This is a genomic window from Dickeya poaceiphila (assembly GCF_007858975.2).
Taxonomy (GTDB): domain Bacteria; phylum Pseudomonadota; class Gammaproteobacteria; order Enterobacterales; family Enterobacteriaceae; genus Dickeya; species Dickeya poaceiphila.
On the sequence record NZ_CP042220.2, the window covers coordinates 1975382 to 1999065 of the forward strand.

The window sequence follows — 23684 nt, forward strand, 5'->3', positions numbered from 1 at the left end:
AGAAACCTGTTCCAGCGCGGCGGACTGTTACACAGTTGAGCAGGGGCTGAAGTCCATGCGTGCAGAGTACAGCCAGCAGGAAGCGGCACTGGCAGAAAAAGCACGTACACAAGGGGTTGGCTCGTTAAGCGAGGCGGAGCAAAAAGAGTGGATTGCAGCCCGTAGCGCTTTGACGGAATTGGATTCACAGATAAACCTGTCGTTGCATCGTGCGCAGACAATGGGTGGTTCGGCGGAGGTCTCGGCGGAAATCACCAATGTGATGGGCCACGCAGCGATCGCATCGGCTGCGGGAGTTGCCGGAGGGATTTCCAAAGCAACATCTAAAGAGTCAGTTACTACTGGGCAAAATAGCCCTATTGTACCGGGTGGGGGTTTAGCTGCTCATGAAGCAGCGGGCGGTCATCTGATCGATAGGCATGTTGGGAAAACTGAAGCGGAGTTATTAAATCGAGTGTCTACCGGAAATGTTAAAACGGCATCTTCGTTTACTGACAGGGCTACAGCCGAAGCTGTCACAAGTAGGGCTATTGATGGCAACCAATCTAAAATCAGAGACTATTTATCTGGTAGCCAAAAAGCGTATTTAGAAATTGACTATCAATCATCGTCACCTATAGGCATTAGTGTTTCACGAGGTGCGCCATCAGCAACTCAAGTAACAAACGCTAGGATCGTAATAGCAAGAGATCCATCAATGCCTACTGGTTATAGAATAGTAACGGGATATCCAACACCATGAATATAATAGATAAATATCCATCTCTCTCATATTTTTTGAGATGCTATCTTAATCAAGACTTTGAAGTGCTATTCGGTAGTGCTGATGGGGCATTGGATGCATATATATCTACAGAAAATGAAGATGAGCGTCTTTGTTTAAGGGAAGAAATTAACAACTTGTTAGCTCTTTCCTTAGATGATAGCGAGTTAGAAGATATTATATTGAATAAAATTGACTGTTCTTATTACTATCCTAATGAGTGGCGAACGGCTAAAGATTGGTTCGAGCATATATGTAAAAAAATAGATTGAAACGATCCCGGCCCCGCGCCGGGATCTTCTTTTACCAGTTAGATCCTAATCTCCGCCTCAATCACCAGCCGCCCGCGCTCCACGGTGACGATAACGGGCTGGCCGGTGTTGAAGCCGAGATCTTCCAGCCAGCGGCCCTTGAGCGTGAGCTGTGGCGGCGGGTTACCCTTCATGCCATTGGGGGCGTAGCCGACGGTGTAATGCCGTTGGGGTTCTTTTACTTCAGTTGCGCGGGGTTCTGACTTAGAATCGCGTCCAGCCATAGTAACTACCTCGTTTAGTTGCTTGTGGTGAGCGGTAACAGTGGGGTGCCACCCGCTGTTACCGCGTTAACTCGTTGTTATCCCTTCATCTTTGATGACCATCGTTCAGCTTCATACTTGATAATCATCCCTTCAAGCAGTTGTTTAATCACCTGTTGCTGTTCAGGTGCCATGTTGGCAATGGCCTGAAACTGCAATGCCAGATCGGCATCGGGAGCCAGTTCCCCTTCGTCAAAAATCAGCGAATCCGTGGTAACACGCAGGGTCTGCGCAATCTTCTTAATCGCTTCAAGTGAAGGCTGAGAGGTTCCGGCCTCGTAACGCTTAATCTGCGTGACATGCAGGCCAACAGCATCGGCGAGAGCCTGCTGAGTCAAACCTTTACGCTTACGGATATGAGCTAAACGCGTGGAAACGCTCATGGACATCAACCAGTGAGAGAAGAATCCCGTCATCTTAACCTCCGTATAAAGCGTGCTTGACAGAGGTAGCATATCGGATACTAAAATGACGCACAATAGAATCTTGACGGGTTTTTGACAGGAGCAGCGGAAATGGGACGACTGACACCGGCAGAGCTGGAGCAACTGAAACGCGGGGTGTCGCTGCGGGCCGTGGCGCAGTCTCAGGGGCATACACTGAAAAAGCAGGGGGCGGACAGCTATGTCTGCCGGTGCCCGTTCCATCAGGAAAACACGCCGTCCTGCGTCATCACGCCGTCGAAGAACCTGTACCACTGCTTCGGCTGCGGGGCGTCGGGGTCGGTGCTGGACTGGCTGCAACACACCGAGCGGCTGACCTACCCGCAAACGCTGCTGCGGCTGCGGGAGCTGGCCGGCAATCCATCTTTTTTAGCCGCCGTCCCTGTCCCCGCCTCGCCGGCGGTGGCCCGTACCAGACTCGCCGATCTGGATGATGACGGTCAGGCGCTGCTGAATCAGGTTATCCAGTTCTACCACCAGAGCCTGCTCAACAGCCCGGAGGCGCAGCAGTGGCTGGTCAGTCGTGGTCTGACGCACCCGGAACTGGTAAGCCACTTCCGGCTGGGGTTTGCCGGTCATCACGGTATCGGCGGCAGCGCGGGGCTGCTGCCGTCCTCGTCGAGCCACGAGGGAAAGCGGCTGCGTGAGAAACTGGCCGGGCTGGGGGTGCTGCGCGCGGCCACCAGACAGGACCACTTCCGGGGCTGCGTGGTGATGCCGGTTATCGGCTGGGCGGAGTCGGCGAATGTGGCGCAGCGGGGCCGGGTGATGCAGTTGTACGGGCGGCGGGTGCAGCCGGACCACAAAATCCTCAAAGGCTCGCCGAAGCACCTGTATCTGCCGTCGCCGCTGGCCGGGGTGTGGAACGAGGACGCCCTGAAGGCGTCGTCAGAGGTCATCCTGTGCGAGTCGCTGATCGATGCGATGACGTTCTGGTGTGCCGGGTTCCGCAACGTGACCACCGCTTACGGGGCCAACGGCTTTACCGCTGACCATCTGGCGGCGTTGCAGTATCACGGCGTGAAGCGGGTGCAGATAGCCTATGACCGTGATGAGGCGGGCGACCGGGGCGCGGACAGCGTGGCGGCGGAGCTGCTGGAAGCGGGTATCGAGGCGTGGCGGGTGCGGTTCCCGCCGGGGCTGGATGCGAATGCCTATGCGCTGAACAGTGGCAGCCCGGAAAGCGCATTAGGGCTGGCACTGGAGCAGGCAGCGTGGATGGGTCAGGGAACCGGGCCGGGGGTGGTGTTCTCCCGTGACATGCCGGTGAGTGGCGAGCGTGAACCTTCTTCCTTAGCCGCCCCGGCGGGCGTACCGGCACCGACGGTGGCAGGCGAGTTAACCGCGTCCGGCGACCTGCTGCTGACTCACGGCCCACGGGTGTGGCGGGTGCGCGGCTGGCAGAAAAACACCGTACAGGACGTGATGAAGGTCAACGTGCAGGTGCGGGACGCGTCAACCGGCGCGCTGTATGTGGACAGTCTGGACCTGTACAGCTCGCGGCAGCGTCAGGGCTATGTGGCGGCGGCCGCGGCAGAACTGGGCTGTGACGCGTCGGTTATCAAGCGCGAGTGCGGCCGGGTGCTGCTGATGCTGGAGCAAAAGCAGGATGACGTGCGGCAGGCGGCAGAGCAGGCTGAACGCGCTCCGGCGGTCACGGTCAGCGCGGAAGAGGAAGCGGACGCACTGGCGTTACTCAAGTCCCCGGACCTTGCGGCGCGTATCGTGGACGACCTCGCGGCCTGCGGGGTGGTGGGGGAAAGCACCAATCTGCTGACCGGGTATCTGGCGGCGACGTCGCGCAAGCTGGATAAGCCGCTGGCCGTGCTTATCCAGTCATCCAGTGCGGCGGGGAAATCGTCGCTGATGGACGCGGTGCTGGGGATGATGCCGGAGGAAGAGCGTATCCAGTACAGCGCGATGACCGGGCAGAGCCTGTATTACCTTGGCGAGACCTCGTTACAGCACAAGATACTGGCGATAGCCGAGGAAGAAGGCGTGCGGCAGGCGGCGTATGCCCTCAAGTTGCTCCAGTCGGACGGGGAACTGAAAATCGCCAGTACCGGCAAGAACGAGCAGAGCGGCGAACTGGTGACGCGGGAATACAAGGTACAGGGGCCGGTGATGCTGATGCTGACCACCACGGCCAGCGACGTGGACGAAGAGCTGCTGAACCGCTGTCTGGTGTTGACGGTGAACGAATCCAGAGAGCAGACGCAGGCCATCCACGCGATGCAACGCCACGGGCAGACGCTGGCCGGGCTGCTTCAGTCTTCAGAAAAGCAGTATCTGACCCGGCTACACCAGAACGCACAGCGGCTGTTACGGCCGCTGAAGGTGGTGAATCCGTATGCCGACCGGCTGACGTTCCTGAGTGATAAAACCCGCACCCGGCGCGACCATATGAAGTACCTGACGTTAATCCAGGCCATCGCGCTGTTGCATCAGTACCAGCGTGAAGTGAAGCGGGTAACGCACCGGGGGCAGGTCATCGAGTATATCGAGGTGGAAAAAGGCGATATCGCGCTGGCCAATCAGCTGGCCCACGAGGTGCTGGGCCGGACACTGGACGAAATGCCGCCGCAGACGCGCAAGCTGCTGGTGTGGCTGAAGGGCTGGGTACAGGAGCGGGCGCAGGGGCAGGCGGTGAAGGCGGACGAGATACGGTTCACGCGGCGGGAGGTGCGGGCAGCGCTGGGCTGGGGTGACACGCAACTGAAAATCCACCTTGGCAGGCTGCTGGAAATGGAATACCTGCTGCTGTTCCGGCGCGGTCTGATGTATGAATACGGGCTGCTGTGGGACGGTGACGACAACGGCGGGGCGCACCTGTGCGGGCTGCTGGAGGTGGAAGACGCGACCCCGGAGACAGAAGGCAATGCCGACCGGTCGGGGCTGGAGGTCACTCAGTCGGCCCCCGGTCGGGGTGTGGTCGGCAACCAGTCGGAGAGTGAAAAACCGGCGTCAGGCCAGACGGCACAAGGGCTGACGGCAAAAGCGGTCGGGTCTGAGCCAGACGCGGTAATCAGGGGAAAAGAAAAATCGCCTGCCGTGCCGCTGCCTGCGAGTAAAAACGGCGTGGCTGAGGGCAATGCCGACCGGTCGGGGTGAAGCCGAACACAGTGATCAGGGGGAAAAGAAAATCGCCATCTGCGCCGCTGCCTGCGGTCGGCGATACGCCGGTTGAGAGCGCGGGGGTGACACATGGCCAACCGTAAACCCCGTGCCGATGCGCTGCTGACGGTGGATGAGGTCTACAGAAAACCCATCGGCCCGGCCAGTGACCCGAAAAGCCTGTATGCGCTGCTGCTGCGGTTCGTGGCGTGGCGTCGGGAGCGGAACTGGTCGGAGACCACGCTGAAGACGCAAACCCATCATCAGTACCGGTTCATCCTGTGGGCGGCGGAGCGCGGGCTGCACTATGGCCGGGACATCACCTTACCGATACTGGAGCACTATCAGCGTCACCTGTACCAGTACCGCAAACCGAACGGGGAGCCACTGAGCACCCGGACGCAGCGCAGCCAGCTGGGGCCACTGGTGGTGTGGTTCGGCTGGATGACCCGCCATCATCTGCTGCTGGCCGACCCGGCGTCGGGTCTGGTGTTGCCGCGTCTGGAAAAGCGGCTGCCGCGTCATATCCTGAGCGTGGCGGATGTGGAGCAGGTGCTGGCGTTGCCGGACCTGACCACGCTTCAGGGCATCCGTGACCGGGCGCTGATGGAGCTGCTGTGGTCAACCGGGATACGGCGGGGTGAAGTGGCGGTGCTGGAGGTGTACAGCGTGGACGCGAGCCGCCATATCGTGACCATCGTGCAGGGCAAGGGAAAGAAGGACCGGGTTATCCCGGTCGGCAAACGGGCGTTAGGGTGGATAGCGCGCTATGTGTGTGAGGTGAGGCCGCAACTGCTGGTGAATCCGCACTGCCCGGCGCTGTTCGTGGCACTGGACGGCGTGGAAGGACTGACGCCGAACGGCATCACCAATCTGGTCAGCCATTACATCAAAGCATCGGGGATAGCGAAATGGGGAAGCTGCCACCTGTTCCGTCACGCGATGGCGACACAGATGCTGGAGAACGGGGCGGACCTGCGGTGGATACAGGCGATGCTGGGCCACGCGAGCGTGGAGAGCACGCAAATCTACACGCAGGTGAGCATCCGGGCGTTGCAGGCGGTCCATGCGAGTACCCATCCGGCGGAGCAGCCGGACAGTGATGAAACCGGGCTGCCGGCTGACCTGATGGCGGCAGAGCAGCCGGACACCCCGGAGCCGGACGACACACCTGTGTTGCCGGACAGCCCGCAAAGTTAGCGCTCTCCGGTTGAGTGCGGCGGGAGCGGGTTCGGCAGACAGCCCGTGGGGCTGACTGCCGTCATGCCAGGTCGCGGGCGGGGGTAAACGTCCGCCCGGCCAGCGTTGGGCGGCGGTGCTCCCTGTCAACCCGGCGGCTGGCCGGTCAGCCGTTCAACATAATGCGGGGGATTATACGAAGCTCGCCGCCTGCCGGTGGTGGCAGGGTAAACGGTGGTGTGCGGCTCGTATCGTATAATCCGCATTATGTCTTGCGCCCCCGCCACCGGCAGCGCGGGTTGGGCGCGGCGCGCAAGGCTTCGCCTTCCGCTGTCTGCTCCGGTGTGCGTTCTTCGGCTTCCTGGCCGCTGGTGTCGCCGGAAACACCGGCGTCGGCGTTGAGTCCCGACGTCATCCGGTATCCCCCTCGCGTTATCCTCAACCCCAACCCCCAGGAAGAAGTCGGCCCGTCGGGCCTCCGCTGAAGGGCTTCATGCCCACCCGCTGCATCTGTCCGTCACGGCTCGCAGTCGGTTCCCTCCTTGCTCGTTCCCGTGCCGGCCAGCCTTCGCCCCCGCCCCGGTGTGGCGTGGTCATGCAGGTGCCTCTTCGCCTTAACCGTCGGCGCGACAGAGCGCCGCAGGGCGTCGCTTGCGGACTCTGTGCCGTCCGCACCGGCAGAACCCACGCCGGCGCCACAGGCAAGCTGTGGCCCCGTCACGGGTTGCGATGAAACCCCAAACCGGCCCCTAAAAAACCAAACCCCAGACAGCGGATGGCAGCGGCTGCCGCCGCTGCTATGATGCGGGGGTTGCAGGCAAAATCCACGGCAGGGCGGTAGCGTGTCGGGGGCCAAAACCGCGTATCGGGGCTTCGGTGTCCGGGTATCGAAACGCCTCAGGGAAAACCGGCTGTAACCGACTGACCGCACAGGGAAAAAGTGAGTTCGTCGGCTGACTTCGCAACGGAAGAAGTTGTTGTGGAGAATAACCTTTTGTCTGCCAAACGCAGTCAGGAGCGTTACGAGAAACTGGCTGCCTGTAATGGCGACAAAGCTTGTGTTGCGGAGGTTCGTCGGGAGTTTGGGCCGGAATCGGATGAACAGCGGCAGCGGGTAGAAACCTGTTCCAGCGCGGCGGACTGTTACACAGTTGAGCAGGGGCTGAAGTCCATGCGTGCAGAGTACAGCCAGCAGGAAGCGGCACTGGCAGAAAAAGCACGTACACAAGGGGTTGGCTCGTTAAGCGAGGCGGAGCAAAAAGAGTGGATTGCAGCCCGTAGCGCTTTGACGGAATTGGATTCACAGATAAACCTGTCGTTGCATCGTGCGCAGACAATGGGTGGTTCGGCGGAGGTCTCGGCGGAAATCACCAATGTGATGGGCCACGCAGCGATCGCATCGGCTGCGGGAGTTGCCGGAGGGATTTCCAAAGCAACATCTAAAGAGTCAGTTACTACTGGGCAAAATAGCCCTATTGTACCGGGTGGGGGTTTAGCTGCTCATGAAGCAGCGGGCGGTCATCTGATCGATAGGCATGTTGGGAAAACTGAAGCGGAGTTATTAAATCGAGTGTCTACCGGAAATGTTAAAACGGCATCTTCGTTTACTGACAGGGCTACAGCCGAAGCTGTCACAAGTAGGGCTATTGATGGCAACCAATCTAAAATCAGAGACTATTTATCTGGTAGCCAAAAAGCGTATTTAGAAATTGACTATCAATCATCGTCACCTATAGGCATTAGTGTTTCACGAGGTGCGCCATCAGCAACTCAAGTAACAAACGCTAGGATCGTAATAGCAAGAGATCCATCAATGCCTACTGGTTATAGAATAGTAACGGGATATCCAACACCATGAATATAATAGATAAATATCCATCTCTCTCATATTTTTTGAGATGCTATCTTAATCAAGACTTTGAAGTGCTATTCGGTAGTGCTGATGGGGCATTGGATGCATATATATCTACAGAAAATGAAGATGAGCGTCTTTGTTTAAGGGAAGAAATTAACAACTTGTTAGCTCTTTCCTTAGATGATAGCGAGTTAGAAGATATTATATTGAATAAAATTGACTGTTCTTATTACTATCCTAATGAGTGGCGAACGGCTAAAGATTGGTTCGAGCATATATGTAAAAAAATAGATTGAAACGATCCCGGCCCCGCGCCGGGATCTTCTTTTACCAGTTAGATCCTAATCTCCGCCTCAATCACCAGCCGCCCGCGCTCCACGGTGACGATAACGGGCTGGCCGGTGTTGAAGCCGAGATCTTCCAGCCAGCGGCCCTTGAGCGTGAGCTGTGGCGGCGGGTTACCCTTCATGCCATTGGGGGCGTAGCCGACGGTGTAATGCCGTTGGGGTTCTTTTACTTCAGTTGCGCGGGGTTCTGACTTAGAATCGCGTCCAGCCATAGTAACTACCTCGTTTAGTTGCTTGTGGTGAGCGGTAACAGTGGGGTGCCACCCGCTGTTACCGCGTTAACTCGTTGTTATCCCTTCATCTTTGATGACCATCGTTCAGCTTCATACTTGATAATCATCCCTTCAAGCAGTTGTTTAATCACCTGTTGCTGTTCAGGTGCCATGTTGGCAATGGCCTGAAACTGCAATGCCAGATCGGCATCGGGAGCCAGTTCCCCTTCGTCAAAAATCAGCGAATCCGTGGTAACACGCAGGGTCTGCGCAATCTTCTTAATCGCTTCAAGTGAAGGCTGAGAGGTTCCGGCCTCGTAACGCTTAATCTGCGTGACATGCAGGCCAACAGCATCGGCGAGAGCCTGCTGAGTCAAACCTTTACGCTTACGGATATGAGCTAAACGCGTGGAAACGCTCATGGACATCAACCAGTGAGAGAAGAATCCCGTCATCTTAACCTCCGTATAAAGCGTGCTTGACAGAGGTAGCATATCGGATACTAAAATGACGCACAATAGAATCTTGACGGGTTTTTGACAGGAGCAGCGGAAATGGGACGACTGACACCGGCAGAGCTGGAGCAACTGAAACGCGGGGTGTCGCTGCGGGCCGTGGCGCAGTCTCAGGGGCATACACTGAAAAAGCAGGGGGCGGACAGCTATGTCTGCCGGTGCCCGTTCCATCAGGAAAACACGCCGTCCTGCGTCATCACGCCGTCGAAGAACCTGTACCACTGCTTCGGCTGCGGGGCGTCGGGGTCGGTGCTGGACTGGCTGCAACACACCGAGCGGCTGACCTACCCGCAAACGCTGCTGCGGCTGCGGGAGCTGGCCGGCAATCCATCTTTTTTAGCCGCCGTCCCTGTCCCCGCCTCGCCGGCGGTGGCCCGTACCAGACTCGCCGATCTGGATGATGACGGTCAGGCGCTGCTGAATCAGGTTATCCAGTTCTACCACCAGAGCCTGCTCAACAGCCCGGAGGCGCAGCAGTGGCTGGTCAGTCGTGGTCTGACGCACCCGGAACTGGTAAGCCACTTCCGGCTGGGGTTTGCCGGTCATCACGGTATCGGCGGCAGCGCGGGGCTGCTGCCGTCCTCGTCGAGCCACGAGGGAAAGCGGCTGCGTGAGAAACTGGCCGGGCTGGGGGTGCTGCGCGCGGCCACCAGACAGGACCACTTCCGGGGCTGCGTGGTGATGCCGGTTATCGGCTGGGCGGAGTCGGCGAATGTGGCGCAGCGGGGCCGGGTGATGCAGTTGTACGGGCGGCGGGTGCAGCCGGACCACAAAATCCTCAAAGGCTCGCCGAAGCACCTGTATCTGCCGTCGCCGCTGGCCGGGGTGTGGAACGAGGACGCCCTGAAGGCGTCGTCAGAGGTCATCCTGTGCGAGTCGCTGATCGATGCGATGACGTTCTGGTGTGCCGGGTTCCGCAACGTGACCACCGCTTACGGGGCCAACGGCTTTACCGCTGACCATCTGGCGGCGTTGCAGTATCACGGCGTGAAGCGGGTGCAGATAGCCTATGACCGTGATGAGGCGGGCGACCGGGGCGCGGACAGCGTGGCGGCGGAGCTGCTGGAAGCGGGTATCGAGGCGTGGCGGGTGCGGTTCCCGCCGGGGCTGGATGCGAATGCCTATGCGCTGAACAGTGGCAGCCCGGAAAGCGCATTAGGGCTGGCACTGGAGCAGGCAGCGTGGATGGGTCAGGGAACCGGGCCGGGGGTGGTGTTCTCCCGTGACATGCCGGTGAGTGGCGAGCGTGAACCTTCTTCCTTAGCCGCCCCGGCGGGCGTACCGGCACCGACGGTGGCAGGCGAGTTAACCGCGTCCGGCGACCTGCTGCTGACTCACGGCCCACGGGTGTGGCGGGTGCGCGGCTGGCAGAAAAACACCGTACAGGACGTGATGAAGGTCAACGTGCAGGTGCGGGACGCGTCAACCGGCGCGCTGTATGTGGACAGTCTGGACCTGTACAGCTCGCGGCAGCGTCAGGGCTATGTGGCGGCGGCCGCGGCAGAACTGGGCTGTGACGCGTCGGTTATCAAGCGCGAGTGCGGCCGGGTGCTGCTGATGCTGGAGCAAAAGCAGGATGACGTGCGGCAGGCGGCAGAGCAGGCTGAACGCGCTCCGGCGGTCACGGTCAGCGCGGAAGAGGAAGCGGACGCACTGGCGTTACTCAAGTCCCCGGACCTTGCGGCGCGTATCGTGGACGACCTCGCGGCCTGCGGGGTGGTGGGGGAAAGCACCAATCTGCTGACCGGGTATCTGGCGGCGACGTCGCGCAAGCTGGATAAGCCGCTGGCCGTGCTTATCCAGTCATCCAGTGCGGCGGGGAAATCGTCGCTGATGGACGCGGTGCTGGGGATGATGCCGGAGGAAGAGCGTATCCAGTACAGCGCGATGACCGGGCAGAGCCTGTATTACCTTGGCGAGACCTCGTTACAGCACAAGATACTGGCGATAGCCGAGGAAGAAGGCGTGCGGCAGGCGGCGTATGCCCTCAAGTTGCTCCAGTCGGACGGGGAACTGAAAATCGCCAGTACCGGCAAGAACGAGCAGAGCGGCGAACTGGTGACGCGGGAATACAAGGTACAGGGGCCGGTGATGCTGATGCTGACCACCACGGCCAGCGACGTGGACGAAGAGCTGCTGAACCGCTGTCTGGTGTTGACGGTGAACGAATCCAGAGAGCAGACGCAGGCCATCCACGCGATGCAACGCCACGGGCAGACGCTGGCCGGGCTGCTTCAGTCTTCAGAAAAGCAGTATCTGACCCGGCTACACCAGAACGCACAGCGGCTGTTACGGCCGCTGAAGGTGGTGAATCCGTATGCCGACCGGCTGACGTTCCTGAGTGATAAAACCCGCACCCGGCGCGACCATATGAAGTACCTGACGTTAATCCAGGCCATCGCGCTGTTGCATCAGTACCAGCGTGAAGTGAAGCGGGTAACGCACCGGGGGCAGGTCATCGAGTATATCGAGGTGGAAAAAGGCGATATCGCGCTGGCCAATCAGCTGGCCCACGAGGTGCTGGGCCGGACACTGGACGAAATGCCGCCGCAGACGCGCAAGCTGCTGGTGTGGCTGAAGGGCTGGGTACAGGAGCGGGCGCAGGGGCAGGCGGTGAAGGCGGACGAGATACGGTTCACGCGGCGGGAGGTGCGGGCAGCGCTGGGCTGGGGTGACACGCAACTGAAAATCCACCTTGGCAGGCTGCTGGAAATGGAATACCTGCTGCTGTTCCGGCGCGGTCTGATGTATGAATACGGGCTGCTGTGGGACGGTGACGACAACGGCGGGGCGCACCTGTGCGGGCTGCTGGAGGTGGAAGACGCGACCCCGGAGACAGAAGGCAATGCCGACCGGTCGGGGCTGGAGGTCACTCAGTCGGCCCCCGGTCGGGGTGTGGTCGGCAACCAGTCGGAGAGTGAAAAACCGGCGTCAGGCCAGACGGCACAAGGGCTGACGGCAAAAGCGGTCGGGTCTGAGCCAGACGCGGTAATCAGGGGAAAAGAAAAATCGCCTGCCGTGCCGCTGCCTGCGAGTAAAAACGGCGTGGCTGAGGGCAATGCCGACCGGTCGGGGTGAAGCCGAACACAGTGATCAGGGGGAAAAGAAAATCGCCATCTGCGCCGCTGCCTGCGGTCGGCGATACGCCGGTTGAGAGCGCGGGGGTGACACATGGCCAACCGTAAACCCCGTGCCGATGCGCTGCTGACGGTGGATGAGGTCTACAGAAAACCCATCGGCCCGGCCAGTGACCCGAAAAGCCTGTATGCGCTGCTGCTGCGGTTCGTGGCGTGGCGTCGGGAGCGGAACTGGTCGGAGACCACGCTGAAGACGCAAACCCATCATCAGTACCGGTTCATCCTGTGGGCGGCGGAGCGCGGGCTGCACTATGGCCGGGACATCACCTTACCGATACTGGAGCACTATCAGCGTCACCTGTACCAGTACCGCAAACCGAACGGGGAGCCACTGAGCACCCGGACGCAGCGCAGCCAGCTGGGGCCACTGGTGGTGTGGTTCGGCTGGATGACCCGCCATCATCTGCTGCTGGCCGACCCGGCGTCGGGTCTGGTGTTGCCGCGTCTGGAAAAGCGGCTGCCGCGTCATATCCTGAGCGTGGCGGATGTGGAGCAGGTGCTGGCGTTGCCGGACCTGACCACGCTTCAGGGCATCCGTGACCGGGCGCTGATGGAGCTGCTGTGGTCAACCGGGATACGGCGGGGTGAAGTGGCGGTGCTGGAGGTGTACAGCGTGGACGCGAGCCGCCATATCGTGACCATCGTGCAGGGCAAGGGAAAGAAGGACCGGGTTATCCCGGTCGGCAAACGGGCGTTAGGGTGGATAGCGCGCTATGTGTGTGAGGTGAGGCCGCAACTGCTGGTGAATCCGCACTGCCCGGCGCTGTTCGTGGCACTGGACGGCGTGGAAGGACTGACGCCGAACGGCATCACCAATCTGGTCAGCCATTACATCAAAGCATCGGGGATAGCGAAATGGGGAAGCTGCCACCTGTTCCGTCACGCGATGGCGACACAGATGCTGGAGAACGGGGCGGACCTGCGGTGGATACAGGCGATGCTGGGCCACGCGAGCGTGGAGAGCACGCAAATCTACACGCAGGTGAGCATCCGGGCGTTGCAGGCGGTCCATGCGAGTACCCATCCGGCGGAGCAGCCGGACAGTGATGAAACCGGGCTGCCGGCTGACCTGATGGCGGCAGAGCAGCCGGACACCCCGGAGCCGGACGACACACCTGTGTTGCCGGACAGCCCGCAAAGTTAGCGCTCTCCGGTTGAGTGCGGCGGGAGCGGGTTCGGCAGACAGCCCGTGGGGCTGACTGCCGTCATGCCAGGTCGCGGGCGGGGGTAAACGTCCGCCCGGCCAGCGTTGGGCGGCGGTGCTCCCTGTCAACCCGGCGGCTGGCCGGTCAGCCGTTCAACATAATGCGGGGGATTATACGAAGCTCGCCGCCTGCCGGTGGTGGCAGGGTAAACGGTGGTGTGCGGCTCGTATCGTATAATCCGCATTATGTCTTGCGCCCCCGCCACCGGCAGCGCGGGTTGGGCGCGGCGCGCAAGGCTTCGCCTTCCGCTGTCTGCTCCGGTGTGCGTTCTTCGGCTTCCTGGCCGCTGGTGTCGCCGGAAACACCGGCGTCGGCGTTGAGTCCCGACGTCATCCGGTATCCCCCTCGCGTTATCCTCAACCCCAACCCCCAGGAAGAAGTCGGCCCGTCGGGCCTCCGCTGAAGGGCTTCATGCCCACCCGCTGCATCTGTCCGTCACGGCTCGCAGTCGGTTCCCTCCTTGCTCGTTCCCGTGCCGGCCAGCCTTCGCCCCCGCCCCGGTGTGGCGTGGTCATGCAGGTGCCTCTTCGCCTTAACCGTCGGCGCGACAGAGCGCCGCAGGGCGTCGCTTGCGGACTCTGTGCCGTCCGCACCGGCAGAACCCACGCCGGCGCCACAGGCAAGCTGTGGCCCCGTCACGGGTTGCGATGAAACCCCAAACCGGCCCCTAAAAAACCAAACCCCAGACAGCGGATGGCAGCGGCTGCCGCCGCTGCTATGATGCGGGGGTTGCAGGCAAAATCCACGGCAGGGCGGTAGCGTGTCGGGGGCCAAAACCGCGTATCGGGGCTTCGGTGTCCGGGTATCGAAACGCCTCAGGGAAAACCGGCTGTAACCGACTGACCGCACAGGGAAAAAGTGAGTTCGTCGGCTGACTTCGCAACGGAAGAAGTTGTTGTGGAGAATAACCTTTTGTCTGCCAAACGCAGTCAGGAGCGTTACGAGAAACTGGCTGCCTGTAATGGCGACAAAGCTTGTGTTGCGGAGGTTCGTCGGGAGTTTGGGCCGGAATCGGATGAACAGCGGCAGCGGGTAGAAACCTGTTCCAGCGCGGCGGACTGTTACACAGTTGAGCAGGGGCTGAAGTCCATGCGTGCAGAGTACAGCCAGCAGGAAGCGGCACTGGCAGAAAAAGCACGTACACAAGGGGTTGGCTCGTTAAGCGAGGCGGAGCAAAAAGAGTGGATTGCAGCCCGTAGCGCTTTGACGGAATTGGATTCACAGATAAACCTGTCGTTGCATCGTGCGCAGACAATGGGTGGTTCGGCGGAGGTCTCGGCGGAAATCACCAATGTGATGGGCCACGCAGCGATCGCATCGGCTGCGGGAGTTGCCGGAGGGATTTCCAAAGCAACATCTAAAGAGTCAGTTACTACTGGGCAAAATAGCCCTATTGTACCGGGTGGGGGTTTAGCTGCTCATGAAGCAGCGGGCGGTCATCTGATCGATAGGCATGTTGGGAAAACTGAAGCGGAGTTATTAAATCGAGTGTCTACCGGAAATGTTAAAACGGCATCTTCGTTTACTGACAGGGCTACAGCCGAAGCTGTCACAAGTAGGGCTATTGATGGCAACCAATCTAAAATCAGAGACTATTTATCTGGTAGCCAAAAAGCGTATTTAGAAATTGACTATCAATCATCGTCACCTATAGGCATTAGTGTTTCACGAGGTGCGCCATCAGCAACTCAAGTAACAAACGCTAGGATCGTAATAGCAAGAGATCCATCAATGCCTACTGGTTATAGAATAGTAACGGGATATCCAACACCATGAATATAATAGATAAATATCCATCTCTCTCATATTTTTTGAGATGCTATCTTAATCAAGACTTTGAAGTGCTATTCGGTAGTGCTGATGGGGCATTGGATGCATATATATCTACAGAAAATGAAGATGAGCGTCTTTGTTTAAGGGAAGAAATTAACAACTTGTTAGCTCTTTCCTTAGATGATAGCGAGTTAGAAGATATTATATTGAATAAAATTGACTGTTCTTATTACTATCCTAATGAGTGGCGAACGGCTAAAGATTGGTTCGAGCATATATGTAAAAAAATAGATTGAAACGATCCCGGCCCCGCGCCGGGATCTTCTTTTACCAGTTAGATCCTAATCTCCGCCTCAATCACCAGCCGCCCGCGCTCCACGGTGACGATAACGGGCTGGCCGGTGTTGAAGCCGAGATCTTCCAGCCAGCGGCCCTTGAGCGTGAGCTGTGGCGGCGGGTTACCCTTCATGCCATTGGGGGCGTAGCCGACGGTGTAATGCCGTTGGGGTTCTTTTACTTCAGTTGCGCGGGGTTCTGACTTAGAATCGCGTCCAGCCATAGTAACTACCTCGTTTAGTTGCTTGTGGTGAGCGGTAACAGTGGGGTGCCACCCGCTGTTACCGCGTTAACTCGTTGTTATCCCTTCATCTTTGATGACCATCGTTCAGCTTCATACTTGATAATCATCCCTTCAAGCAGTTGTTTAATCACCTGTTGCTGTTCAGGTGCCATGTTGGCAATGGCCTGAAACTGCAATGCCAGATCGGCATCGGGAGCCAGTTCCCCTTCGTCAAAAATCAGCGAATCCGTGGTAACACGCAGGGTCTGCGCAATCTTCTTAATCGCTTCAAGTGAAGGCTGAGAGGTTCCGGCCTCGTAACGCTTAATCTGCGTGACATGCAGGCCAACAGCATCGGCGAGAGCCTGCTGAGTCAAACCTTTACGCTTACGGATATGAGCTAAACGCGTGGAAACGCTCATGGACATCAACCAGTGAGAGAAGAATCCCGTCATCTTAACCTCCGTATAAAGCGTGCTTGACAGAGGTAGCATATCGGATACTAAAATGACGCACAATAGAATCTTGACGGGTTTTTGACAGGAGCAGCGGAAATGGGACGACTGACACCGGCAGAGCTGGAGCAACTGAAACGCGGGGTGTCGCTGCGGGCCGTGGCGCAGTCTCAGGGGCATACACTGAAAAAGCAGGGGGCGGACAGCTATGTCTGCCGGTGCCCGTTCCATCAGGAAAACACGCCGTCCTGCGTCATCACGCCGTCGAAGAACCTGTACCACTGCTTCGGCTGCGGGGCGTCGGGGTCGGTGCTGGACTGGCTGCAACACACCGAGCGGCTGACCTACCCGCAAACGCTGCTGCGGCTGCGGGAGCTGGCCGGCAATCCATCTTTTTTAGCCGCCGTCCCTGTCCCCGCCTCGCCGGCGGTGGCCCGTACCAGACTCGCCGATCTGGATGATGACGGTCAGGCGCTGCTGAATCAGGTTATCCAGTTCTACCACCAGAGCCTGCTCAACAGCCCGGAGGCGCAGCAGTGGCTGGTCAGTCGTGGTCTGACGCACCCGGAACTGGTAAGCCACTTCCGGCTGGGGTTTGCCGGTCATCACGGTATCGGCGGCAGCGCGGGGCTGCTGCCGTCCTCGTCGAGCCACGAGGGAAAGCGGCTGCGTGAGAAACTGGCCGGGCTGGGGGTGCTGCGCGCGGCCACCAGACAGGACCACTTCCGGGGCTGCGTGGTGATGCCGGTTATCGGCTGGGCGGAGTCGGCGAATGTGGCGCAGCGGGGCCGGGTGATGCAGTTGTACGGGCGGCGGGTGCAGCCGGACCACAAAATCCTCAAAGGCTCGCCGAAGCACCTGTATCTGCCGTCGCCGCTGGCCGGGGTGTGGAACGAGGACGCCCTGAAGGCGTCGTCAGAGGTCATCCTGTGCGAGTCGCTGATCGATGCGATGACGTTCTGGTGTGCCGGGTTCCGCAACGTGACCACCGCTTACGGGGCCAACGGCTTTACCGCTGACCATCTGGCGGCGTTGCAGTATCACGGCGTGAAGCGGGTGCAGATAGCCTATGACCGTGATGAGGCGGGCGACCGGGGCGCGGACAGCGTGGCGGCGGAGCTGCTGGAAGCGGGTATCGAGGCGTGGCGGGTGCGGTTCCCGCCGGGGCTGGATGCGAATGCCTATGCGCTGAACAGTGGCAGCCCGGAAAGCGCATTAGGGCTGGCACTGGAGCAGGCAGCGTGGATGGGTCAGGGAACCGGGCCGGGGGTGGTGTTCTCCCGTGACATGCCGGTGAGTGGCGAGCGTGAACCTTCTTCCTTAGCCGCCCCGGCGGGCGTACCGGCACCGACGGTGGCAGGCGAGTTAACCGCGTCCGGCGACCTGCTGCTGACTCACGGCCCACGGGTGTGGCGGGTGCGCGGCTGGCAGAAAAACACCGTACAGGACGTGATGAAGGTCAACGTGCAGGTGCGGGACGCGTCAACCGGCGCGCTGTATGTGGACAGTCTGGACCTGTACAGCTCGCGGCAGCGTCAGGGCTATGTGGCGGCGGCCGCGGCAGAACTGGGCTGTGACGCGTCGGTTATCAAGCGCGAGTGCGGCCGGGTGCTGCTGATGCTGGAGCAAAAGCAGGATGACGTGCGGCAGGCGGCAGAGCAGGCTGAACGCGCTCCGGCGGTCACGGTCAGCGCGGAAGAGGAAGCGGACGCACTGGCGTTACTCAAGTCCCCGGACCTTGCGGCGCGTATCGTGGACGACCTCGCGGCCTGCGGGGTGGTGGGGGAAAGCACCAATCTGCTGACCGGGTATCTGGCGGCGACGTCGCGCAAGCTGGATAAGCCGCTGGCCGTGCTTATCCAGTCATCCAGTGCGGCGGGGAAATCGTCGCTGATGGACGCGGTGCTGGGGATGATGCCGGAGGAAGAGCGTATCCAGTACAGCGCGATGACCGGGCAGAGCCTGTATTACCTTGGCGAGACCTCGTTACAGCACAAGATACTGGCGATAGCCGAGGAAGAAGGCGTGCGGCAGGCGGCGTATGCCCTCAAGTTGCTCCAGTCGGACGGGGAACTGAAAATCGCCAGTACCGGCAAGAACGAGCAGAGCGGCGAACTGGTGACGCGGGAATACAAGGTACAGGGGCCGGTGATGCTGATGCTGACCACCACGGCCAGCGACGTGGACGAAGAGCTGCTGAACCGCTGTCTGGTGTTGACGGTGAACGAATCCAGAGAGCAGACGCAGGCCATCCACGCGATGCAACGCCACGGGCAGACGCTGGCCGGGCTGCTTCAGTCTTCAGAAAAGCAGTATCTGACCCGGCTACACCAGAACGCACAGCGGCTGTTACGGCCGCTGAAGGTGGTGAATCCGTATGCCGACCGGCTGACGTTCCTGAGTGATAAAACCCGCACCCGGCGCGACCATATGAAGTACCTGACGTTAATCCAGGCCATCGCGCTGTTGCATCAGTACCAGCGTGAAGTGAAGCGGGTAACGCACCGGGGGCAGGTCATCGAGTATATCGAGGTGGAAAAAGGCGATATCGCGCTGGCCAATCAGCTGGCCCACGAGGTGCTGGGCCGGACACTGGACGAAATGCCGCCGCAGACGCGCAAGCTGCTGGTGTGGCTGAAGGGCTGGGTACAGGAGCGGGCGCAGGGGCAGGCGGTGAAGGCGGACGAGATACGGTTCACGCGGCGGGAGGTGCGGGCAGCGCTGGGCTGGGGTGACACGCAACTGAAAATCCACCTTGGCAGGCTGCTGGAAATGGAATACCTGCTGCTGTTCCGGCGCGGTCTGATGTATGAATACGGGCTGCTGTGGGACGGTGACGACAACGGCGGGGCGCACCTGTGCGGGCTGCTGGAGGTGGAAGACGCGACCCCGGAGACAGAAGGCAATGCCGACCGGTCGGGGCTGGAGGTCACTCAGTCGGCCCCCGGTCGGGGTGTGGTCGGCAACCAGTCGGAGAGTGAAAAACCGGCGTCAGGCCAGACGGCACAAGGGCTGACGGCAAAAGCGGTCGGGTCTGAGCCAGACGCGGTAATCAGGGGAAAAGAAAAATCGCCTGCCGTGCCGCTGCCTGCGAGTAAAAACGGCGTGGCTGAGGGCAATGCCGACCGGTCGGGGTGAAGCCGAACACAGTGATCAGGGGGAAAAGAAAATCGCCATCTGCGCCGCTGCCTGCGGTCGGCGATACGCCGGTTGAGAGCGCGGGGGTGACACATGGCCAACCGTAAACCCCGTGCCGATGCGCTGCTGACGGTGGATGAGGTCTACAGAAAACCCATCGGCCCGGCCAGTGACCCGAAAAGCCTGTATGCGCTGCTGCTGCGGTTCGTGGCGTGGCGTCGGGAGCGGAACTGGTCGGAGACCACGCTGAAGACGCAAACCCATCATCAGTACCGGTTCATCCTGTGGGCGGCGGAGCGCGGGCTGCACTATGGCCGGGACATCACCTTACCGATACTGGAGCACTATCAGCGTCACCTGTACCAGTACCGCAAACCGAACGGGGAGCCACTGAGCACCCGGACGCAGCGCAGCCAGCTGGGGCCACTGGTGGTGTGGTTCGGCTGGATGACCCGCCATCATCTGCTGCTGGCCGACCCGGCGTCGGGTCTGGTGTTGCCGCGTCTGGAAAAGCGGCTGCCGCGTCATATCCTGAGCGTGGCGGATGTGGAGCAGGTGCTGGCGTTGCCGGACCTGACCACGCTTCAGGGCATCCGTGACCGGGCGCTGATGGAGCTGCTGTGGTCAACCGGGATACGGCGGGGTGAAGTGGCGGTGCTGGAGGTGTACAGCGTGGACGCGAGCCGCCATATCGTGACCATCGTGCAGGGCAAGGGAAAGAAGGACCGGGTTATCCCGGTCGGCAAACGGGCGTTAGGGTGGATAGCGCGCTATGTGTGTGAGGTGAGGCCGCAACTGCTGGTGAATCCGCACTGCCCGGCGCTGTTCGTGGCACTGGACGGCGTGGAAGGACTGACGCCGAACGGCATCACCAATCTGGTCAGCCATTACATCAAAGCATCGGGGATAGCGAAATGGGGAAGCTGCCACCTGTTCCGTCACGCGATGGCGACACAGATGCTGGAGAACGGGGCGGACCTGCGGTGGATACAGGCGATGCTGGGCCACGCGAGCGTGGAGAGCACGCAAATCTACACGCAGGTGAGCATCCGGGCGTTGCAGGCGGTCCATGCGAGTACCCATCCGGCGGAGCAGCCGGACAGTGATGAAACCGGGCTGCCGGCTGACCTGATGGCGGCAGAGCAGCCGGACACCCCGGAGCCGGACGACACACCTGTGTTGCCGGACAGCCCGCAAAGTTAGCGCTCTCCGGTTGAGTGCGGCGGGAGCGGGTTCGGCAGACAGCCCGTGGGGCTGACTGCCGTCATGCCAGGTCGCGGGCGGGGGTAAACGTCCGCCCGGCCAGCGTTGGGCGGCGGTGCTCCCTGTCAACCCGGCGGCTGGCCGGTCAGCCGTTCAACATAATGCGGGGGATTATACGAAGCTCGCCGCCTGCCGGTGGTGGCAGGGTAAACGGTGGTGTGCGGCTCGTATCGTATAATCCGCATTATGTCTTGCGCCCCCGCCACCGGCAGCGCGGGTTGGGCGCGGCGCGCAAGGCTTCGCCTTCCGCTGTCTGCTCCGGTGTGCGTTCTTCGGCTTCCTGGCCGCTGGTGTCGCCGGAAACACCGGCGTCGGCGTTGAGTCCCGACGTCATCCGGTATCCCCCTCGCGTTATCCTCAACCCCAACCCCCAGGAAGAAGTCGGCCCGTCGGGCCTCCGCTGAAGGGCTTCATGCCCACCCGCTGCATCTGTCCGTCACGGCTCGCAGTCGGTTCCCTCCTTGCTCGTTCCCGTGCCGGCCAGCCTTCGCCCCCGCCCCGGTGTGGCGTGGTCATGCAGGTGCCTCTTCGCCTTAACCGTCGGCGCGACAGAGCGCCGCAGGGCGTCGCTTGCGGACTCTGTGCCGTCCGCACCGGCAGAACCCACGCCGGCGCCACAGGCAAGCTGTGGCCCCGTCACGGGTTGCGATGAAACCCCAAACCGGCCCCTAAAAAACCAAACCCCAGACAGCGGATGGCAGCGGCTGCCGCCGCTGCTATGATGCGGGGGTTGCAGGCAAAATCCACGGCAGGGCGGTAGCGTGTCGGGGGCCAAAACCGCGTATCGGGGCTTCGGTGTCCGGGTATCGAAACGCCTCAGGGAAAACCGGCTGTAACCGACTGACCGCACAGGGAAAAAGTGAGTTCGTCGGCTGACTTCGCAACGGAAGAAGTTGTTGTGGAGAATAACTTTTTAAGCAGTACATCCTCAGCGAAACGGGATGAACTGGCGGAAAAAATACTGAAAGGTGATAAATCTCTGGAAACAGCGAAAGAGTACCTGGGGCTTGAAAATGCGGATAAACGAGGTGACGCACTGGTTGCCAAGTTCAGCAAAGATCCTGGCTCGATGACTGCCGCCGAGCGTACCGAGCTTGCCAGTTATCTGAGGGTCTATGCTTCCGAGATGCAAGCTCAATATGGGGAAGCCGTGACCAAAGAGCTGATAGCCGGGATGCTGTCGGGGCAGGATTACCTGAAATCAGCCCCTCAGACGGAAGCACAGCGAAAAGCCCAGAGCATTATGAATACATGGGGTTATCACAAATCCAATGCGAGTATTGGTGACCCGGTCATGTTGTTTGGCAGTAATGTTCTTGGCCTGACTATAAAAGAAAGTATGGCGGCCAATGCGGCAATAGGTACGGTAGTGAATGCCGGTTCTCAACTTAGTGGTCAGGATCCTTTCAGTTATGTCGATGCGGTGATGGCTGGAGTGACGGCAGCATTGGGAACGGGTAAAAGTTGGCAAGTGTCAGCCGCTATAAGTATGGGTGGTGCTGCGGTTGGAGGGGCATTCAAAGGTGAAGATCCGACTAATGCAATAATTGGCGCAGGTGTTGGGGCTGTGATCGGTGATAAAGCAGGTAAGGTAGTTACAAATCAGTTGAAACCAGTGCTTAAAGATGGAAGTTCCGAACTAATAGGGACCGTTACAGGATCAACGGTGGGTGAGGTTACTGGAGGAAATACACAAAAAATGCTTGATGCTTTAGAGAGTAAAAAATGAAAAAAATCAATCTTAATGATTTGGTGATTTTAATATTTTATTGTGTCTGTATTATTTTTGTCGCTGTAATAGTTGGTTATCTCATTGCTGCTGTCATAGTCTATTTTAAAATCGGTGTATTTGATTTTGATTGGAAAGAGTCTTTATCTACTTCTCTTAAAAAAGGTGTTACTGGAGGCTCAATATTGGGCCTTGGTATCTGGCTTAAAGGGAAGTTTAGGGAGCGACAGGATAATCGAAAATTATAAAATAATTACTCAATCCCGGCCCCGCGCCGGGATCGTCATTTTTACCGGTTAGATCCTAATCTCCGCCTCAATCACCAGTCGCCCGCGCTCGACGGTGACGATAACCGGCTGTCCGGTGTTAAAACCGAGATCTTCCAGCCAGCGGCCCTTGAGGGTGGGTTGTGGCAGGGTTGCCCGAAAAAGCTTCAACCCCCGGACAGGAAATGTTTTGTGGCCACCGCCAGTGGGCCGTGTCCCCAAAACCACCCGGTCAGGGCCATGCCCCGACACCCCTCGGTTAAAACAAAAACCCCGGCGCGGGCTGGGGTGAGGTGTTGATTACTCGGCGAACTTAAGGCCGCCGGGATAATGTTTAATCCAGTTGGCGGCGGCGTCCGGGTCAAAGGGTTCGATGCTGAGTCCTTCGAGACAGTGCCACAGCTCGCGGGTGTTCTGGGCGGTGGTGCAGTGATGAAAACAGGCTGCTGGCCGATCTGGTGGTGGATGAAGTGGCTGGCAATCCATCACCTGACAAGAGTGAAAAAATGGATATGATTAAATCCTACCCATTGGGATGCAAAGAGGTTCGCGATGAGAACGACACAGCATATGAGTATTACATTACCGAATGAAATGGCCGCTCAGGTGAAAGCCCGCGTGCGCTGATGGCCCGTGACAATGCGGTTGATAACTGGTTGCGCGAGCAGGTTGTGCCAGCCTGGGAATCACTGCAACGTGGTGAAAGTACGGCCCTGATCGGCGAAGAGGTTAGGAGCAAACTGAAAGCCATGCACAGGAAAGCGACCGGAGAGGCGTGATGGATTATCAGGTGGTGTATGCAACCTCTGGTTATGTACCATCCAGGCGTTGCAGGTGGTTCATGCCTCAATACGTCAGGTGGAGCAGCCGGATGCTGAGCGTGACAGGCTGGGAAGACGGAGAAGTAGCGAAAACTGGTGGTTCCACGTTTCCCGTTCATCATCGTGTATAGCGTTGAGGAATCAATTGTTCGTGTGCTGCGCGCACTACTTACCTCCCGAAAAATAGCGGGACATTACCGCAAACGTTAGTTCCCTCCGGGTGAGACTGCCGAGCGTGATTGGCAGACAGTTCATGTAAGTTGATTACGACCGGGCAACCTTCATCATTGCAGCGGTTTCAGACATAAGCGGAGAGCGTTCAGAATTCTGTGTCAC

General features: G+C 59.5%; 20 protein-coding genes and 6 pseudogenes. 16 read left to right on the plus strand and 10 right to left on the minus strand.

From position 1 onward, the window contains the following. Positions 1 to 460: 460 nt before the first annotated feature. Together Dpoa569_RS19870 and Dpoa569_RS08760 are read left to right on the plus strand one after the other, a co-directional pair. Positions 461 to 742, plus strand: a pseudogene (locus Dpoa569_RS19870) (RNase A-like domain-containing protein); the annotation flags it as partial. Beyond that, complete coding sequence (locus Dpoa569_RS08760; RefSeq protein WP_164837102.1) at positions 739 to 1035, plus strand: contact-dependent growth inhibition system immunity protein; 297 nt, start codon at positions 739 to 741, stop codon at positions 1033 to 1035. The pseudogene Dpoa569_RS19870 and the gene Dpoa569_RS08760, both read left to right, overlap by 4 nt. Positions 1036 to 1073: 38 nt before the next feature. Here Dpoa569_RS08760 and Dpoa569_RS08765 read toward each other — a convergent pair whose 3' ends face one another. Next, entirely contained in the window at positions 1074 to 1298 is a 225-nt protein-coding gene (locus tag Dpoa569_RS08765) for a SymE family type I addiction module toxin (RefSeq protein WP_042870643.1), read from the minus strand. Positions 1299 to 1375: 77 nt separating this feature from the next. Continuing rightward, positions 1376 to 1720, minus strand: a complete 345-nt coding sequence (locus Dpoa569_RS08770) for a helix-turn-helix domain-containing protein (RefSeq protein ID WP_042873912.1) — start codon at positions 1718 to 1720, stop codon at positions 1376 to 1378. Positions 1721 to 1852: 132 nt separating this feature from the next. Here Dpoa569_RS08770 and Dpoa569_RS08775 point away from each other — a divergent pair. Together Dpoa569_RS08775 and xerC (Dpoa569_RS08780) are read left to right on the plus strand one after the other, a co-directional pair. Next, positions 1853 to 4998: pseudogene (locus tag Dpoa569_RS08775) on the plus strand (CHC2 zinc finger domain-containing protein). Then, entirely contained in the window at positions 4985 to 6094 is a 1110-nt protein-coding gene (xerC, locus tag Dpoa569_RS08780) for a site-specific tyrosine recombinase XerC (protein WP_042870641.1), read from the plus strand. The pseudogene Dpoa569_RS08775 and the gene xerC (Dpoa569_RS08780) overlap by 14 nt, the downstream one beginning before the upstream one ends. Positions 6095 to 6338: 244 nt before the next feature. On the opposite strand, the gene Dpoa569_RS19575 is transcribed toward xerC (Dpoa569_RS08780), so the two are convergent. Beyond that, the gene (locus tag Dpoa569_RS19575; protein ID WP_227983169.1) at positions 6339 to 6515 is read right to left on the minus strand and encodes a hypothetical protein; all 177 of its coding nucleotides are present in this window, start codon (positions 6513 to 6515) and stop codon (positions 6339 to 6341) included. A 498-nt stretch (positions 6516 to 7013) separates the two neighbouring features. On the opposite strand from Dpoa569_RS19575, the gene Dpoa569_RS08790 reads away from it, so the two are divergent. Together Dpoa569_RS08790 and Dpoa569_RS08795 are read left to right on the plus strand one after the other, a co-directional pair. Continuing rightward, a complete protein-coding gene (locus Dpoa569_RS08790) occupies positions 7014 to 7931 on the plus strand; it encodes an RNase A-like domain-containing protein (protein ID WP_146411250.1) in 918 nt (305 codons plus the stop codon). Then, on the plus strand, positions 7928 to 8224 hold the full coding sequence (locus Dpoa569_RS08795; RefSeq protein ID WP_164837102.1) for a contact-dependent growth inhibition system immunity protein: 297 nt from the start codon (positions 7928 to 7930) through the stop codon (positions 8222 to 8224). Before Dpoa569_RS08790 ends, Dpoa569_RS08795 begins: the two co-directional genes overlap by 4 nt. Before the next feature lie 38 nt (positions 8225 to 8262). On the opposite strand, the gene Dpoa569_RS08800 is transcribed toward Dpoa569_RS08795, so the two are convergent. Both Dpoa569_RS08800 and Dpoa569_RS08805 read right to left on the minus strand, forming a co-directional pair. Further along, positions 8263 to 8487: a SymE family type I addiction module toxin gene (locus tag Dpoa569_RS08800; RefSeq protein WP_042870643.1), complete on the minus strand. Its 225-nt coding sequence runs from the start codon at positions 8485 to 8487 to the stop codon at positions 8263 to 8265. Between the two features lie 77 nt (positions 8488 to 8564). Then, positions 8565 to 8909, minus strand: coding sequence for a helix-turn-helix domain-containing protein (locus tag Dpoa569_RS08805; RefSeq protein ID WP_042873912.1), 345 nt, complete (start codon positions 8907 to 8909; stop codon positions 8565 to 8567). A 132-nt stretch (positions 8910 to 9041) separates the two neighbouring features. On the opposite strand from Dpoa569_RS08805, the pseudogene Dpoa569_RS08810 reads away from it, so the two are divergent. Both Dpoa569_RS08810 and xerC (Dpoa569_RS08815) read left to right on the plus strand, forming a co-directional pair. Continuing rightward, a pseudogene (locus Dpoa569_RS08810) lies at positions 9042 to 12187 on the plus strand (CHC2 zinc finger domain-containing protein). Continuing rightward, entirely contained in the window at positions 12174 to 13283 is a 1110-nt protein-coding gene (gene xerC, locus Dpoa569_RS08815; RefSeq protein WP_042870641.1) for a site-specific tyrosine recombinase XerC, read from the plus strand. The pseudogene Dpoa569_RS08810 and the gene xerC (Dpoa569_RS08815) overlap by 14 nt, the downstream one beginning before the upstream one ends. A 244-nt stretch (positions 13284 to 13527) precedes the next feature. Here xerC (Dpoa569_RS08815) and Dpoa569_RS19580 read toward each other — a convergent pair whose 3' ends face one another. Beyond that, on the minus strand, positions 13528 to 13704 hold the full coding sequence (locus Dpoa569_RS19580; protein WP_227983169.1) for a hypothetical protein: 177 nt from the start codon (positions 13702 to 13704) through the stop codon (positions 13528 to 13530). Positions 13705 to 14202: 498 nt separating this feature from the next. Here Dpoa569_RS19580 and Dpoa569_RS08825 point away from each other — a divergent pair, with 498 nt between their 5' ends. Both Dpoa569_RS08825 and Dpoa569_RS08830 read left to right on the plus strand, forming a co-directional pair. Beyond that, a complete protein-coding gene (locus Dpoa569_RS08825) occupies positions 14203 to 15120 on the plus strand; it encodes an RNase A-like domain-containing protein (protein WP_146411250.1) in 918 nt (305 codons plus the stop codon). Beyond that, positions 15117 to 15413, plus strand: a complete 297-nt coding sequence (locus Dpoa569_RS08830; RefSeq protein WP_164837102.1) for a contact-dependent growth inhibition system immunity protein — start codon at positions 15117 to 15119, stop codon at positions 15411 to 15413. The genes Dpoa569_RS08825 and Dpoa569_RS08830 overlap by 4 nt, the downstream gene beginning before the upstream one ends. 38 nt (positions 15414 to 15451) lie before the next feature. On the opposite strand, the gene Dpoa569_RS08835 is transcribed toward Dpoa569_RS08830, so the two are convergent. Then, positions 15452 to 15676 (minus strand): SymE family type I addiction module toxin, encoded by a 225-nt coding sequence (locus Dpoa569_RS08835; protein ID WP_042870643.1) that lies wholly within the window; start codon positions 15674 to 15676, stop codon positions 15452 to 15454. A gap of 77 nt (positions 15677 to 15753) precedes the next feature. Beyond that, complete coding sequence (locus Dpoa569_RS08840) at positions 15754 to 16098, minus strand: helix-turn-helix domain-containing protein (protein ID WP_042873912.1); 345 nt, start codon at positions 16096 to 16098, stop codon at positions 15754 to 15756. Positions 16099 to 16230: 132 nt separating this feature from the next. Here Dpoa569_RS08840 and Dpoa569_RS08845 point away from each other — a divergent pair. After that, positions 16231 to 19376, plus strand: a pseudogene (locus Dpoa569_RS08845) (CHC2 zinc finger domain-containing protein). After that, positions 19363 to 20472 carry a site-specific tyrosine recombinase XerC gene (xerC, locus tag Dpoa569_RS08850; RefSeq protein WP_042870641.1) on the plus strand — a complete coding sequence of 370 codons (1110 nt, stop codon included), beginning with the start codon at positions 19363 to 19365 and terminating at the stop codon, positions 20470 to 20472. The pseudogene Dpoa569_RS08845 and the gene xerC (Dpoa569_RS08850) overlap by 14 nt, the downstream one beginning before the upstream one ends. A 244-nt stretch (positions 20473 to 20716) precedes the next feature. Here the strand turns inward: xerC (Dpoa569_RS08850) and Dpoa569_RS19585 are convergent, their stop codons facing one another. After that, entirely contained in the window at positions 20717 to 20893 is a 177-nt protein-coding gene (locus Dpoa569_RS19585) for a hypothetical protein (RefSeq protein ID WP_227983169.1), read from the minus strand. A gap of 498 nt (positions 20894 to 21391) precedes the next feature. Between Dpoa569_RS19585 and Dpoa569_RS08860 the strand changes: the two genes are divergently transcribed. Together Dpoa569_RS08860 and Dpoa569_RS08865 are read left to right on the plus strand one after the other, a co-directional pair. Continuing rightward, positions 21392 to 22261, plus strand: coding sequence for a hypothetical protein (locus Dpoa569_RS08860; protein WP_227983171.1), 870 nt, complete (start codon positions 21392 to 21394; stop codon positions 22259 to 22261). Beyond that, positions 22258 to 22509: a hypothetical protein gene (locus Dpoa569_RS08865; protein ID WP_042873703.1), complete on the plus strand. Its 252-nt coding sequence runs from the start codon at positions 22258 to 22260 to the stop codon at positions 22507 to 22509. Before Dpoa569_RS08860 ends, Dpoa569_RS08865 begins: the two co-directional genes overlap by 4 nt. Positions 22510 to 22557: 48 nt before the next feature. Here the strand turns inward: Dpoa569_RS08865 and Dpoa569_RS19590 are convergent. After that, a pseudogene (locus Dpoa569_RS19590) lies at positions 22558 to 22674 on the minus strand (SymE family type I addiction module toxin); the annotation flags it as partial. Positions 22675 to 22857: 183 nt separating this feature from the next. Here Dpoa569_RS19590 and Dpoa569_RS08875 point away from each other — a divergent pair. Then, positions 22858 to 23043 carry a hypothetical protein gene (locus Dpoa569_RS08875; protein WP_042873702.1) on the plus strand — a complete coding sequence of 62 codons (186 nt, stop codon included), beginning with the start codon at positions 22858 to 22860 and terminating at the stop codon, positions 23041 to 23043. Positions 23044 to 23079: 36 nt separating this feature from the next. Further along, positions 23080 to 23306 (plus strand): annotated as a pseudogene (locus Dpoa569_RS08880) (type II toxin-antitoxin system ParD family antitoxin). The last annotated feature ends 378 nt before the right edge of the window (positions 23307 to 23684 follow it).